General features: G+C 70.2%; 14 protein-coding genes. All 14 read right to left on the bottom strand.

Translation table 11 applies throughout. From position 1 onward, the window contains the following. Positions 1–3 precede the first annotated feature (3 nt). The 14 genes from atpA to Q0994_RS03845 all read right to left on the bottom strand — a co-directional run bounded on the left by atpA (position 4) and on the right by Q0994_RS03845 (position 13,069). Entirely contained in the window at positions 4–1,575 is a 1,572-nt protein-coding gene (gene atpA / locus Q0994_RS03910; RefSeq protein ID WP_299529060.1) for a F0F1 ATP synthase subunit alpha, read from the bottom strand. 137 nt (positions 1,576–1,712) lie between these two features. Next, complete coding sequence (locus Q0994_RS03905; protein ID WP_299529058.1) at positions 1,713–2,528, bottom strand: F0F1 ATP synthase subunit delta; 816 nt, start codon at positions 2,526–2,528, stop codon at positions 1,713–1,715. Continuing rightward, positions 2,525–3,070: a F0F1 ATP synthase subunit B gene (locus Q0994_RS03900; protein ID WP_299529056.1), complete on the bottom strand. Its 546-nt coding sequence runs from the start codon at positions 3,068–3,070 to the stop codon at positions 2,525–2,527. The genes Q0994_RS03905 and Q0994_RS03900 overlap by 4 nt, the downstream gene beginning before the upstream one ends. Positions 3,071–3,112: 42 nt before the next feature. Further along, a complete protein-coding gene (gene atpE / locus Q0994_RS03895; protein WP_030768902.1) occupies positions 3,113–3,343 on the bottom strand; it encodes an ATP synthase F0 subunit C in 231 nt (76 codons plus the stop codon). Positions 3,344–3,415: 72 nt separating this feature from the next. Next, positions 3,416–4,237 carry a F0F1 ATP synthase subunit A gene (gene atpB, locus Q0994_RS03890; protein ID WP_299529050.1) on the bottom strand — a complete coding sequence of 274 codons (822 nt, stop codon included), beginning with the start codon at positions 4,235–4,237 and terminating at the stop codon, positions 3,416–3,418. Between the two features lie 225 nt (positions 4,238–4,462). Continuing rightward, the gene (locus Q0994_RS03885) at positions 4,463–4,900 is read right to left on the bottom strand and encodes a hypothetical protein (RefSeq protein WP_299529048.1); all 438 of its coding nucleotides are present in this window, start codon (positions 4,898–4,900) and stop codon (positions 4,463–4,465) included. Between the two features lie 265 nt (positions 4,901–5,165). Continuing rightward, complete coding sequence (locus Q0994_RS03880; protein ID WP_299529264.1) at positions 5,166–6,554, bottom strand: MraY family glycosyltransferase; 1,389 nt, start codon at positions 6,552–6,554, stop codon at positions 5,166–5,168. An 83-nt stretch (positions 6,555–6,637) separates the two neighbouring features. Further along, the gene (gene glyA / locus Q0994_RS03875) at positions 6,638–7,915 is read right to left on the bottom strand and encodes a serine hydroxymethyltransferase (RefSeq protein WP_299529046.1); all 1,278 of its coding nucleotides are present in this window, start codon (positions 7,913–7,915) and stop codon (positions 6,638–6,640) included. A gap of 126 nt (positions 7,916–8,041) precedes the next feature. Then, complete coding sequence (locus tag Q0994_RS03870; RefSeq protein WP_299529044.1) at positions 8,042–8,683, bottom strand: protein-tyrosine-phosphatase; 642 nt, start codon at positions 8,681–8,683, stop codon at positions 8,042–8,044. After that, the gene (locus Q0994_RS03865) at positions 8,680–9,327 is read right to left on the bottom strand and encodes an L-threonylcarbamoyladenylate synthase (RefSeq protein WP_299529042.1); all 648 of its coding nucleotides are present in this window, start codon (positions 9,325–9,327) and stop codon (positions 8,680–8,682) included. The genes Q0994_RS03870 and Q0994_RS03865 overlap by 4 nt, the downstream gene beginning before the upstream one ends. A 55-nt stretch (positions 9,328–9,382) precedes the next feature. After that, on the bottom strand, positions 9,383–10,228 hold the full coding sequence (gene prmC, locus Q0994_RS03860) for a peptide chain release factor N(5)-glutamine methyltransferase (RefSeq protein ID WP_299529040.1): 846 nt from the start codon (positions 10,226–10,228) through the stop codon (positions 9,383–9,385). Positions 10,229–10,265: 37 nt separating this feature from the next. Continuing rightward, the gene (prfA, locus tag Q0994_RS03855) at positions 10,266–11,342 is read right to left on the bottom strand and encodes a peptide chain release factor 1 (RefSeq protein ID WP_299529038.1); all 1,077 of its coding nucleotides are present in this window, start codon (positions 11,340–11,342) and stop codon (positions 10,266–10,268) included. Between the two features lie 154 nt (positions 11,343–11,496). Further along, on the bottom strand, positions 11,497–11,721 hold the full coding sequence (rpmE, locus tag Q0994_RS03850; RefSeq protein WP_299529036.1) for a 50S ribosomal protein L31: 225 nt from the start codon (positions 11,719–11,721) through the stop codon (positions 11,497–11,499). Positions 11,722–11,965: 244 nt separating this feature from the next. Next, positions 11,966–13,069, bottom strand: a complete 1,104-nt coding sequence (locus tag Q0994_RS03845) for an LCP family protein (RefSeq protein WP_299529034.1) — start codon at positions 13,067–13,069, stop codon at positions 11,966–11,968. Positions 13,070–13,166: the final 97 nt, after the last annotated feature.

The following is a 13,166-nucleotide window of genomic DNA, read 5'->3' as shown; positions in this document are numbered from 1 at the left end:
CGATCAGCCCTCGCCCAGGAGCTTGCCGTCCGAGGTCTCGAACTGCTGCTTGAACGCGGCGATCGCGTCGGCGATCGACTGCAGCGTGTCGTCGGACATCTTGCCGCCCTCGGCGATGCTGGTCAGGAGGTCCTTGCGCTCGCGGCGCAGGTACTCCAGCAGCTCACCTTCGAAGCGACGGATGTCCTCGACCGGGACGTCGTCCATCTTGCCCGTGGTGCCGGCCCAGACCGAGACGACCTGCTCCTCCATGGGGAACGGGGCGTACTGCGGCTGCTTCAGAAGCTCGACCATGCGCTTGCCGCGCTCCAGCGAGGCCTTGGAGGCCGCGTCCAGGTCGGAACCGAAGGCGGCGAACGCCTCCAGCTCGCGGTACTGGGCGAGGTCCACGCGAAGCCGGCCGGAGACCTGCTTCATGGCCTTGTGCTGGGCGGAGCCACCGACTCGGGAGACCGAGATACCGACGTTGAGCGCCGGACGCTGACCCGCGTTGAACAGGTCGGACTCCAGGAAGCACTGGCCGTCGGTGATGGAGATGACGTTGGTCGGGATGAACGCCGACACGTCGTTCGCCTTGGTCTCGACGATCGGAAGACCGGTCATCGAACCCGCACCCATGTCGTCGGAGAGCTTGGCGCAGCGCTCCAGCAGACGGGAGTGGAGGTAGAAGACGTCACCGGGGTACGCCTCGCGGCCCGGCGGGCGGCGCAGCAGCAGCGACACGGCGCGGTAGGCGTCGGCCTGCTTCGACAGGTCGTCGAAGATGATCAGGACGTGCTTGCCGTCGTACATCCAGTGCTGGCCGATGGCCGAACCGGTGTACGGCGCCAGGTACTTGAAGCCGGCCGGGTCGGACGCCGGGGCGGCGACGATGGTCGTGTACTCCAGGGCGCCGGCCTCTTCGAGGGCACCGCGCACCGAGGCGATGGTGGAGCCCTTCTGACCGATGGCGACGTAGATGCAGCGCACCTGCTTGTTCACGTCGCCCGAGCGCCAGTTGTCGCGCTGGTTGATGATCGTGTCGACGGCCAGAGCGGTCTTACCCGTCTGACGGTCGCCGATGATCAGCTGGCGCTGGCCGCGGCCGATCGGCACCATCGCGTCGACGGCCTTGTAGCCGGTCTGCATCGGCTCGTGGACCGACTTGCGGACCATGACACCGGGGGCCTGCAGCTCGAGGGCGCGGCGGCCTTCGATCGCGATCTCGCCGAGACCGTCGATCGGGTTGCCGAGCGGGTCGACGACGCGGCCGAGGTAACCCTCGCCGACGCCGACGGAGAGCACCTCACCGGTGCGCTGCACCGGCTGGCCCTCTTCGATGCCGCTGAACTCGCCGAGGACGATCGCACCGATCTCGCGCTCCTCGAGGTTGAGGGCGAGACCGAGGGTTCCGTCCTCGAACTTCAGCAGCTCGTTCGCCATGGCGGAGGGCAGGCCCTCCACCTTCGCGATGCCGTCGCCGGCAACGCTGACCGTACCGACCTCCTCGCGCGAGGCCGCGTCCGGCTTGTACGACTGGACAAAGTTCTCCAGTGCGTCCCGGATCTCCTCCGGCCGGATCGTGAGCTCCGCCATCTGGGTTCCCTGCTCTCCTTGTTGGGCCCGAAGTTTCTTAAGGGGGTCTGGGGGCCGACCCCCAGGAATCTTCTGCAATTTCTGCACGGCCCAACCGGGCCGCTGGTGTTGCTCTTCAGGTGGTGCGACGGCTGGTGTCAGCCGGCCATGCGACGGGTCGCCTCGTCGAGGCGGTCCGCGATGGTGCCGTTGATGACCTCGTCACCGACGCGCACCGAGATCCCGCCGAGGACCGCGGGGTCCACGTCCAGGTTCAGGTGCATCTGCCGGCCGTAGATCTTCGCCAGCGCCGCGCCGAGGCGCTGCTTCTGCAGGTCGTTCAGCGGCACCGCGGAGGTGACGATGGCGACCGTGCGGTCCCGGCGGTCCGCGGCGAGCTTGGACAGGGATTCGAGTCCCGCCTCCAGGCTACGTCCACGGGGCTGGGTGACGAGACGGGTGACGAGACGCTCGGTGACCGGCCGGCTCCTGCCGCCCAGGAGGCTGCGCAGCAGCTCGCCCTTGGCGGCCGTGGTGGCCGTACGGCTGGTGAGCGCGGAGCGCAGCTCCGTGTCGGAGGAGACGATCCGGCCGAACCGGAACAGCTCGTCCTCGACGTCGTCGAGGGCGCCCGACCGCTGGGCCGCGGTGAGGTCGGCGGTGTTCGCCAGTTCCTCGACCGAGTCCACCAGGTCGCGCGACTGCGACCAGCGGGAACGGACCATGCCGGAGACCAGGTCCACGGCTTCGCCGCCCACCTGACCGCCGAGCAGCCGTGCCGCCAGCTCGGCCTTGGCCTCGCCGCTCTGCGACGGGTCCGTGAGGACCCGGCGCAGCGAAACCTCACGCTGGAGCAGCGCGGTGACGGCGGCCAGCTCGTCGGCGAGCTTCGACGCGTCGACCGACGTGCTGTCGGTCAGGGCGTCGAGGCGCTCCCGTGCGGCAGCCAGTGCCTCGCGGCTCGCGCTGTTCATCGGACGGCCTCGGCCTTCGCCTCGAGCTCGTCGAGGAAACGGTCGACGGTGCCGCTCTGCCGGGCGTGGTCCTCCAGGGACTCGCCGACGAGCTTGCCGGCCAGGTCGGTGGCGAGCTTGCCCACGTCCTGACGCAGCGCGGACGCCGCGGCCTTGCGGTCGGCCTCGATCTGGGCGTGACCGGCAGCGATGATCTCCTCACGCTGACGCTGGCCCTCCGCCTTCATCTCCTGGATGATGACGGCGCCCTGCTCCTGCGCCTCCTGGCGCAGTCGAGCGGCCTCGTGACGCGCCTCGGCGAGCTGAGCCTTGTACTGCTCAAGAACGCTCTGCGCCTCGGTCTGGGCCGCATCGGCCTTCTCGATACCGCCTTCGATCGCCTCACGACGCTCGTCCAGAACCTTGTTGATGTTCGGGAGGAGCTTCTTGGCGAGGAAGCCGAAGACGATGACGAAGGCGATGAGGCCGATGACGAGCTCGGGAATCGGCGGGATGAGGGGATTTTCCATCTCCTCGGCCGCGACCGTAAGCAGCTGGCTCATATCAGTGCCTTTCGTCTAGTGGGCTGTTCGCGGATCCGTGGATCACGGGCCGTAGACGAACGGCATGACCAGGCCGATGAGGGCGAGCGCCTCACAGAAGGCGAAGCCGAGGATCTGGTTGGCGCGGATGAGACCGGCGGCCTCGGGCTGACGGGCGAGAGCCTGGGTGCCGTTACCGAAGATGATGCCGACGCCGACGCCGGGGCCGATGGCGGCGAGGCCGTAACCGATGGAGCCGAGGGAGCCGGTGACGGCAGCAAGGGTCTGGGACATGCCAGTTCTTCCTTCTCTTTCACGGACCGGTGGGGGTTGGCCACCGGACGAATAAGGGTCGGTGCGCGGTGCTCAGTGGTGCTTGGCGAGCGCGCCCTGGATGAAGGTGCAGGTCAGGAGTACGAACACGTACGCCTGCAGCGCCTGGATGAAGAGCTCGAACGCGGTCATCACGATGACCATCACGAACGAGACGCCGGCGTAGGCGATACCGATGCCGTTGAGCAGGTACCAGCTGGCGATCGTGAACAGCAGCAGCAGCGTGTGACCCGCGAACATGTTCGCGAACAGACGCACCGCGTGCGTGAACGGCCGGACGATCAGGTTCGAGAAGAACTCGATGAGCATCGCGAGCGGAAGAACCGGGCCCAGCGACTTGTCGTAGCCGGTGATGTTCTTCCAGCCGCCGACGAAACCGTGCCGCTTGAAGGTCAGGCTGACCCACAGCACGTAGACGATCAGAGCGAGTACCGCGGGGTACGCGATGATCGACGTCACCGGGAACTGGGCGACCGGGATGATCGACCAGAGGTTCATCATCCAGACGAAGAAGAACAGCGAGACGACGAGGGGAACGTACTTCTCGCCCTCACGCTTGCCGATGGTCTCGTGGACGATCCCCCGGCGGATGAAGTCGTAGCCCATCTCGGCGACGGACTGCAGCTTGCCGGGAACCATCTTGGGCTTGCGGAACGCGGCCCAGAAGAAACCGACGATGATGACCGAGCCGAGCAGGGCCAGCAGCATCGGCTTGTTGAAGTACAGGTTGCTGTCCGCGTCGCCCCAGAGGGGCTCGAACAGGAACGAGTGCAGGCCGGGTGCCGGGAAACCACAACCGTCGAAGATGTGGCAATCGGTCTCGAAGGCGAGCACCTGTGTCGGGTCAGCACTCACCGCGGGCTCCTTCAGCGTGGCGCATAGGTACGGCAACCTCGTTGTGTCGGCGCGGCGCGCAGCCGCGGTTCGGCACTGGACTGGTGTTACGGATGTGGGAGCGGCAGTCGGGCATCGAGCCTCGCGTTCGAGCAGGCGTCAGCTCACATGCCCGCGCCCGCAGTGCCGCAGTTGGAACCGGACGATAGCAGGGTCCGGTCCGGGTCTTTATTCCGGCCCTACCCTTCACGTCGCGGACCCGGTCTTTTCGGGCTTCGCGCCCTGCGTGGACTCGGGTTCGACGTAGAGGATCTTGGCCGTCATGTGCGCACGCGCCTGTGCGCCGATCCAGACGAGGGTGGCCGCGACCAGGGTGATCGCGAACGCCTTCGGGTTGAACAGGTCAGTGTTCTTGAACGCGGCGACGAAGATGACGAGCAGGAGGAGTTGAGCCGTGTAGAGCATCAGCCCCATGGCCTGGAACAGGTGCGGCAGGGATCGAGCGACCCGCAGCAGCACGCCGAGGCCGATCCCCATGAAGAGGATCACCACCAGCGCCGCCACGATCGCGCCGACTGCTCCCTTGCCGCCGGCCACGCCCGCGCTGACCGCTGCGGCGACGACGCCGGCGGCTGCGGTGGGAACGGCGGCTTGAAGGAGGGTCCGGACGTCGTTGGACGGCATGGCGGCAGCTCCGCTTTACAGGGGTGGGCAGGGTGTTCTCGTCAGGGACGAGCCTAGGCCCGGTCGGACATGACGGTTGAGGCCGGTCGGACCTCTCCGCGAGGTCTTTCGGCCCTGTCACCTGGTTTCGTGAACGGTATCACAAACTATTTGATGAGGTCTTTACCTCGAAAGTGTGCCAACTGTCACACGTGAGAGCTAGTCCGCGCGTGTGTGCAGGACGAGGCATCGGCTTGTCTGGTAATGGGCCGAAGGGACCGAAACGTCAGCGCGCGGAATCCGCAGGCCGACGTTCGGACAGACGCGAACGGGGGCCGATCGCGGTCGCCCCGTTGACGCCGGAGACCCCGACGGCGACCGGGTGCTCGCGCTCCGCGCCGGCCGCCGGAGCCTCGTACACGGCGTGCTGATGTTCCGGCTCCGCCGCCTCGGCTCCCACGCCCTCGGCTTCGCTCCCCCGGGCGCCCCGGCGGCGCCTGCGGTAGCGCGGCGGCACGAACCGGTCGGCCCAGTCCGGGGTACGCGGGGTGAAGCGCGGCATCAGCAGGAGCAGCAGCCCCACCGTGCTCAGCGCCACGATGCCCAGCATGATCCACATGGAGGCCGAGTGGACCGAGTAGGCCACCGTGCCGAAGGCGATCAGGGCCGACCAGAAATACATGATCATCACGGCCCGGCTGTGCGAGTGGCCGATCTCCAGCAGCCGGTGGTGCAGGTGCCCCCGGTCCGCCGCGAACGGCGACTGCCCGTTCCAGGTCCGCCGCACGATCGCCAGCACCAGGTCGGCGGCGGGGATGGCGATAATCGTCAGCGGCAGCAGCAGCGGGATGAAGACGGGGAGCGCCGCGTGGGTCGCCGCCCGTTCACTGCCGCCCTCGAAGAGCTTCATGGTGTCCGGGTCGACCTGCCCCGTGATGGAGATCGCGCCGGCGGCCAGCACCAGCCCGATGAGCATCGAGCCGGAGTCGCCCATGAAGATCCGGGCCGGGTGCATGTTGTGGGGCAGGAACCCGAGGCACATGCCCATCAGGATCGCCGCGAAGAGGGTCGCGGGAGCCGCCGCCTCGATGCCGTACCCGTACCAGAGCCGGTAGGCGTAGAGGAAGAACGCCGCGGAGGCGATGCAGACCATGCCGGCGGCGAGACCGTCCAGGCCGTCCACGAAGTTCACCGCGTTGATCGTGATGACGACCAGCGCCACCGTGAGCAGCGTCCCCTGCCACTGGGTGAGGGCCACCGTGCCGACACCGGGGATCGGCAGCCACAGGATCGTCAGCCCCTGGATGACCATGACGGCGGCGGCGATCATCTGCCCGCCGAGCTTGATCAGGGCGTCGATCTCGAACTTGTCGTCCAGCACGCCGATCAGCCAGATCAGCGCGGCGCCGGAGAGCAGCGCGCGCGGTTCGTTCGACAGCTCGAAGACGCCGCCCAGGTTGAACAGGTGGGAGGCGACGATCAGTCCGGCACACAGCCCGCCGAACATGGCGATGCCGCCGAGGCGCGGCGTCGGCTCCCGGTGCACGTCTCTCGCGCGGATCGCCGGCATCGCACCGATGACGATGGCGAACTTGCGCACCGGTCCGGTCAGCAGATAGGTAACTGCGGCCGTGACACAGAGCGTCAGCAGGTAATCACGCACGGGCTGCCCCACATATTTCGCCGACCATCTCAGCCCCACACCCTAGCCCCAACAACGACGCCCGCCGGGAACGGGTGACGGATGCACAGGATCGTCTACCCCGGATACGGCGGGTGCCGCTCCGCGAGAGTCCGCACGTCGGACAGGACGCGGGAAGCGTCCGGTTCGGTTTCACCGCGCACCACCGCCCCGCACAGCACCGCGATCCGCGCCATGTCGGCGGCGTCCATCCCCTGCGTGGTGACGGCGGCGGTGCCGAGCCGCAGCCCCCGGCCGTCGCCCCCGGCGACCGTCCGAGCCGGCTCGTGCGCGAGCGCGCAGGTGTCCAGCACCAGCCCGGCCGCCGCCAGCCGGTCCCGCGCCCGGCCGGCGCCGACGCCGAGCGGCGAGGGGTCGGCGACCACGAGGTGGGTGTCGGTGCCGCCGGTGACGACCCGGAACCCCTCGGCGGCCAGCCCCGCCGCCAGCACCCTCGCGTGCTCGACGACCCGGTGCGCGTACCCCGCGAACGCCGGGGCCGACGCCTCGCCGAACGCCACCGCCTTCGCCGCCACGGTGTGCATCTGCGCACCGCCCTGGGTGAACGGGAACACCGCCCGGTCGATCCGGCCGGCCAGCGCCGCCCGGCACAGGACCATGCCGCCGCGCGGGCCGCGCAGCACCTTGTGGGTGGTCGCGCACACCACGTCCGCGTACGGCACCGGACTCGGCGCCGCTCCCCCGGCGATCAGGCCCATCGGGTGCGAGGCGTCCACCACCAGGTGGGCGCCGACCTCGTCGGCGATGTCCCGGAAGAGCGCGTAGTCGGGGTGGCGGGGGTAGGAGATGGAGCCGCAGACGATGGCCTTGGGCCGGCGGCCGCGGGCCAGCGCCCGCACCCGCGCGTAGTCGATGAGCCCGGTGTCCGGGTCCACGCCGTAGCCGACGAAGTCGAACCAGCGGCCGGAGAAGTTGCCCGGCGATCCGTGGGTCAGATGTCCCCCGGCCGGCAGGCCCATGGCCAGCACCGTGTCGCCGGGGCGCAGCAGCGCGGCGTAGGCGGCGAGCACCGCGGAGGATCCGGAGTGCGGCTGGACGTTGGCGTGCTCGGCGCCGAACAGGGCCTTCGCCCGCCGGATCGCGGTCCGCTCCACGGTGTCGGCGTGCTCGCAGCCGCCGTGGTGGCGGGCGCCCGGATACCCCTCGGCGTACTTGTTGGCCAGCGGCGAGGCGAGCGCGGCGAGCACCGCGGGCGAGGTGAAGTTCTCGGCGGCGATGAGCTGGAGGGTGCCGGCCTGCCGCTCCCCCTCCGCGCGGAGCACCGCGGCGATCTCCGGATCGGCCGCGAGCAGGGCCCCGGCGTCGTGCGGCGGGGCGGGAGTGGTGACCGGCATCTGACGGCTCCGGACCTGGGAAGGGGGGTGCTGGCGTCAGATCCAATGTAGGCCCGGTGCGGGCCGGGTGCCCGCTGCCGGAGCGGGCCGTGAGCCGGTCGGCGCAGTGGCGCGCCGGGGGTGCGGTCAGTGCGGTGACCGGACGCCCGTCAGCGCGGTGAGGACCGGGTCGAGCGCCTGGTTGATCTCGTCGCCGACGGACCGGAAGAACGTGATCGGCGCGCCGTACGGGTCGTAGACCTCGTCGGCCTCGGCGGTGGGGGCGAGCAGCCAGCCGCGCAGCGCGGCGGCGGCGCGGACCAGGGCGCGGGCGCGCTCGACGACGCCCTCCTCGCGCGCGTCCGGCAGGGTGGCCGGGTCTATGGCCCTGACCAGCCGGGTGAACTCCTTGAGCGTGAACGTCCGCAGCCCCGCCGAGTGCCCCATGGAGATGACCTGGGCCCGGTGGTCGCGGGTCGCGGTGAGGACCAGGTCGGCGCGGATGACGTGCTCGTCGAGCAGCTCCCGGCCGACGAAGCCGGAGGCGTCCGCGCCGAAGTCGGCGAGCACCACCTCGGCGTTGGACTCCATGGGGGCGCCCTCGTGGCCCCAGGTGCCCGCGCTCTCCACGATCAGCCCGCCCTGGAGCGGATCGCCGAGGCGGTCCACCAGGGCATGGCGGGTCAGCCGCTCGGTGATGGGCGAGCGGCAGACGTTGCCGGTGCTGACGTGGAGGATGCGGAATGTGTCCTGCTGCCCCGCTATGCCACGCCCCTCAGGGGCGGTCAATTGGCCACCTCGAGGTCGGGTACCACCTTGCGCAGCTCCTCGACGGAGAGGGCGCCGGCGCGCAGCAGGACCGGGGTCTTGCCCGTGACGTCGACGATGGAGGACGGGACGTTGCCCGGGGTCGGGCCGCCGTCGAGGTACACCGAGACGGAGTCGCCGAGCATGTCCTGGGCGGCGTCGCAGGTCTCCGGGGAGGGGTGGCCGGTGAGGTTGGCGCTGGAGACGGCCATCGGGCCGACCTCGGTGAGCAGTTCGATGGCGACCGGGTGCAGCGGCATGCGGACGGCGACGGTGCCGCGGGTGTCGCCGAGGTCCCACTGGAGCGACGGCTGGTGGCGGGCGACGAGGGTGAGGGCGCCCGGCCAGAAGGCGTCGACGAGCTCCCACGCCTGCTCGGTGAAGTCGGTGACCAGGCCGTGCAGGGTGTTCGGGGAGCCGATGAGGACGGGGGTGGGCATGTTGCGGCCGCGGCCCTTGGCGTCGAGCAGGTCGGCGACGGCCTCGGAGCTGAAGGCGTCCGCACCGATGCCGTAGACGGTATCGGTGGGCAGCACGACCAGTTCGCCGCGGCGGACGGCCGACGCGGCCTCACGCAGGCCGGTCGTGCGGTCGGTCGCGTCGTTGCAGTCGTATCGCCGTGCCATCAGCCGGCCTCCTCAAGCGGGTACGGGTAGGGCGGGAACAAGTCGTACGGGTCCGTCACGGCATCGCCTTGCGGGCGGTGGCGAAACGGGGGCGCTTGTTGAGGTCGGGGTGGTCGGCCGCGTCGGCCCAGCCCCGCTCCTCGGTGAAGATCCACGGCACCTGGCCGCCCTGGGTGTCGGCGTGCTCGATCACGACCACGCCGCCGGGGCGCAGCAGCCGGTGGGCGGTCCGCTCGATGCCGCGGATGGTGTCGAGGCCGTCCTCGCCGGAGAAGAGGGCCATCTCCGGGTCGTGGTCGCGTGCCTCGGGCGCCACGTACTCCCACTCGGTGAGCGGGATGTACGGCGGGTTGGAGATCACCAGGTCGACCTGGCCGTCGAGCTCGGGGAGGGCCGTCAGGGCGTCTCCGCGGTGCACGGTGACCCTGGACCCCTCGGCGTTCTTCCTGGTCCACCTGAGGGCGTCCTCGGACAGCTCCACGGCGTGCACGCGGGAGCGCGGGACCTCCTGCGCCATGGCGAGCGCGATGGCGCCCGAACCGGTGCACAGGTCGACGATGAGGGGCTCCACGACGTCCATGGCCCGGACGGCGTCTATGGCCCAGCCGACGACGGACTCGGTCTCCGGGCGGGGCACGAAGACGCCGGGGCCGACCTGGAGTTCCAGGTAGCGGAAGAAGGCGCGGCCGGTGATGTGCTGAAGGGGCTCGCGGGCCTCGCGGCGGGCGATCGTCTCCCAGTAGCGGGCGTCGAAGTCCGTGTCCGGCACGCGGTGCAGTTCCCCGCGCTTGACTCCGTGGACGAAGGCGGCGAGTTCCTCGGCGTCGAATCGCGGCGAGGGCACACCGGCGTCGGCCAGCCGCTGGGTGGCCTGGGCCACCTCGGCGAGCAGCAGGTTCATCGCGGATCTCCGTACGGGGTCACGGGCGGGGCGGGGCTCAGGCGTTGGCGAGCTTGGCGGCGGAGTCGGCGTCCACGCATGCCTGGATGACGGCGTCGAGGTCGCCGTCGAGCACCTGGTCCAAGTTGTACGCCTTGAATCCGACGCGGTGGTCCGAGATCCGGTTTTCCGGGAAGTTGTAGGTACGGATCTTCTCGGACCGGTCGACGGTGCGGACCTGGCTGCGGCGCACGTCGGAGGCCTCCTGCTCGGCGGCCTCCTGGGCGGCGGCGAGCAGCCGGGACCGCAGGATGCGCATGGCCTGCTCCTTGTTCTGGAGCTGGCTCTTCTCGTTCTGGCAGGACGCGACGACGCCGGTCGGCAGGTGCGTGATGCGGACCGCGGAGTCGGTGGTGTTGACGGACTGGCCGCCGGGGCCCGACGAGCGGTAGACGTCGATGCGCAGGTCGTTGGCGTGGATCTCGACGTCGACCTCCTCCGCCTCGGGCGTGACCAGCACACCGGCCGCGGAGGTGTGGATACGGCCCTGGGACTCGGTGGAGGGCACCCGCTGCACACGGTGCACGCCGCCCTCGTACTTCATCCGGGCCCAGACGCCCTGGCCGGGCTCGGTGGCGCCGTTGCCGCCCTTGGTCTTCACGGCGACCTGGACGTCCTTGTAGCCGCCGAGCTCGGACTCGGTGGAGTCGATGATCTCGGTCTTCCAGCCGACGCGTTCGGCGTACCGCAGGTACATGCGCAGCAGGTCGCCGGCGAAGAGGGCGGACTCGTCGCCGCCCGCGCCCGCCTTGATCTCCAGGAGGACGTCCTTGTCGTCGCTGGGATCGCGCGGAACGAGCAGCAGCCGCAGGCGCTCGGTGAGCTCCTCGCGCTGCTTCTCCAGCTCCTTGACCTCGGCGGCGAAGTCCGGGTCGTCGGCGGCGAACTCCTTCGCGGTGCCGATGTCGTCGCCGGTGCGCTTCCAGGAACGGTAGGTGGAGACGATCGGGGTCAGCTCCGCGTAGCGCTTGTTGAGCTTGCGCGCGTTGGCCTGGTCGGCGTGGACCGACGGGTCGGCGAGCTTCTTCTCGAGATCGGCGTGCTCGCCGATCAGTTCCTCGACCGCCTCGAACATCTTCGGGCTCCTGTGTTTCGCGTCTGCGGGCCTGCTGGAGGGCGTGACTCCGGTACGGACCCCCAGGGGCGCGCGCCCGCGGGGATCCGACCGGAAAAAACGCCGGTTCCGACGCCCCCGGAAAGAGGGCGCCGAGAACCGGCGCAGTGGCTCGCTACTTGCTGGCGGAGCCGGCAGCCTTGCCGAAGCGGGCCTCGAAGCGGGCCACGCGGCCGCCGGTGTCGAGGATCTTCTGCTTGCCCGTGTAGAACGGGTGGCACTCGGAGCACACGTCGGCGCGGATGGCGCCGGAGTTGATGGTGCTACGGGTGGTGAACGACGCACCGCAGGTGCAGCTGACCTGCGTCTCGACGTACTCGGGGTGAATCTCGCGCTTCAAGGTGTCTCCTAGTTTCGGGAGGGCTCCGGGTCGTCCGCGCGGATTGCGCGGCCGTGAACCGGGGCCGACGAACCAGTCTGCCAGGACCGGCCGTATCTCCCAAAACCGGGGTGGGGCCGCACCTATTCCCGGCCGGACCGGGACGTTCCGTCACGGCTGCCCGACCGACCGGCATGAGGGCAGGTGAGAGCCGCGCGGAGGGCGTCCGGGCCCCGCCGGGACGTGGTGCGGGCCGTGGTGCGGGCTACTTCACGAGCGAGCCGGCGTCGCCCTTGTCACCCGCCGAGTCGACGGTGGCGGACGCCGGGACCGGCTCGTCGTGCCGGAGCGCCGTCCAGACCTGTGCTCCGGCCTCCTGGAGCGGCAGGACGCGGTTGGGGTCGGCGGGGTCGTAGGTGACGGGCAGCGTGACCATGTCGACGTGCGAGGGGTTCAGCCCCTTGAGCCCGGTGGCGAAGCCGGTGAGCTTCTTCACCGAGTCGAGGTCCGAGTCGGTGGTGACGGCCTTGGTGGCGGTGTCGGCGAGACCGAACAGCTTCTTGGGGCTGGTGAACACCCCGACGTTCTTCACCTGGTGCATCAGCGCCTTGACGAACGCCTGCTGGAGCTGGATGCGGCCGAGGTCGCTGCCGTCGCCGACGCTCTTGCGGGTGCGGACGAGGCCGAGCGCCTGTTCGCCGTCCAGGGTGTGGGTGCCCGGCTCCAGGGAGAGGTGGCTCTTGGCGTCGTCGATCGCCTGGGTGGTGGTGATCGGGACCCCGCCGAGTTCGTCGACGAGCTTCTTGAAGCCGGTGAAGTCGACCTCGACGTAGTGGTCCATGCGGATGCCCGACATGGTCTCGACGGTCTTGACCGCGCAGGCCGGTCCGCCGACCTGGTAGGCGGTGTTGAACATCGCGCCCCGCGCGCCCGGGTCCTCCCGGCCGGTGGCGGTGTCGGTGCACGCGGGCCGGTCGATCAGGGTGTCGCGCGGGATGGAGACCACGCTCGCGGAGGTGTGCCCCCGGTCCACGTGCAGCACCATCGCGGTGTCCGAGCGGGCACCGCCCTCGTCGGTGCCGTACTCGCCGTTGGCGCCGGAGCGGGAGTCGGAGCCGAGCACCAGGACGTCCTGGGATCCGTTGTCGACGTCGTCGGGACGGTCGGCGCCGAGCGCGGCGTTGATGTCGACGCCCTTGAGGTTGCCGTTGAGCGTGAAGTACGCGTATCCCAGGCCCGATCCGCCGAGCACGACGACGCCCGCGACGGTCCAGGCGGCGACGGCCTTCACCCGGCGACGGCGGGACGGCTTTCTCCGCCGGGCGCCGGTGCCGCGTATGCGTCCCGGCCCCTTGCTGTGCTCGCTCATCGCCGTACGTCCCTCGTTCCTGTCACTGCGCGTCGGTACCGCTCCCCGGCCCCGGCGTGGTGTCCCCGCCACGGCCGGCACCGTCCGCCCGTGGTGC

It is taken from the genome of uncultured Streptomyces sp. (assembly GCF_947488945.1).
Classification (GTDB): Bacteria; Actinomycetota; Actinomycetes; order Streptomycetales; family Streptomycetaceae; genus Streptomyces.
The sequence above is the reverse complement of the archived record's forward strand: the minus strand, read 5'-3'. Positions and strand labels throughout refer to the sequence as shown.

Excerpts from the sequence above, each read along its gene's own strand:
- Q0994_RS03845 (WP_299529034.1), bottom strand. The coding sequence starts at position 13,069 with ATGAGCGAGCACAGCAAGGGGCCGGGACGCATACGCGGCACCGGCGCC.
- Q0994_RS03885 (WP_299529048.1), bottom strand. The coding sequence starts at position 4,900 with ATGCCGTCCAACGACGTCCGGACCCTCCTTCAAGCCGCCGTTCCCACC.
- Q0994_RS03865 (WP_299529042.1), bottom strand. The coding sequence starts at position 9,327 with ATGGCACGGCGATACGACTGCAACGACGCGACCGACCGCACGACCGGC.
- atpA (WP_299529060.1), bottom strand. The coding sequence starts at position 1,575 with ATGGCGGAGCTCACGATCCGGCCGGAGGAGATCCGGGACGCACTGGAG.
- atpE (WP_030768902.1), bottom strand. The coding sequence starts at position 3,343 with ATGTCCCAGACCCTTGCTGCCGTCACCGGCTCCCTCGGCTCCATCGGT.
- prmC (WP_299529040.1), bottom strand. The coding sequence starts at position 10,228 with ATGAACCTGCTGCTCGCCGAGGTGGCCCAGGCCACCCAGCGGCTGGCC.
- Q0994_RS03900 (WP_299529056.1), bottom strand. The coding sequence starts at position 3,070 with ATGAGCCAGCTGCTTACGGTCGCGGCCGAGGAGATGGAAAATCCCCTC.
- Q0994_RS03905 (WP_299529058.1), bottom strand. The coding sequence starts at position 2,528 with ATGAACAGCGCGAGCCGCGAGGCACTGGCTGCCGCACGGGAGCGCCTC.
- prfA (WP_299529038.1), bottom strand. The coding sequence starts at position 11,342 with ATGTTCGAGGCGGTCGAGGAACTGATCGGCGAGCACGCCGATCTCGAG.
- glyA (WP_299529046.1), bottom strand. The coding sequence starts at position 7,915 with ATGCCGGTCACCACTCCCGCCCCGCCGCACGACGCCGGGGCCCTGCTC.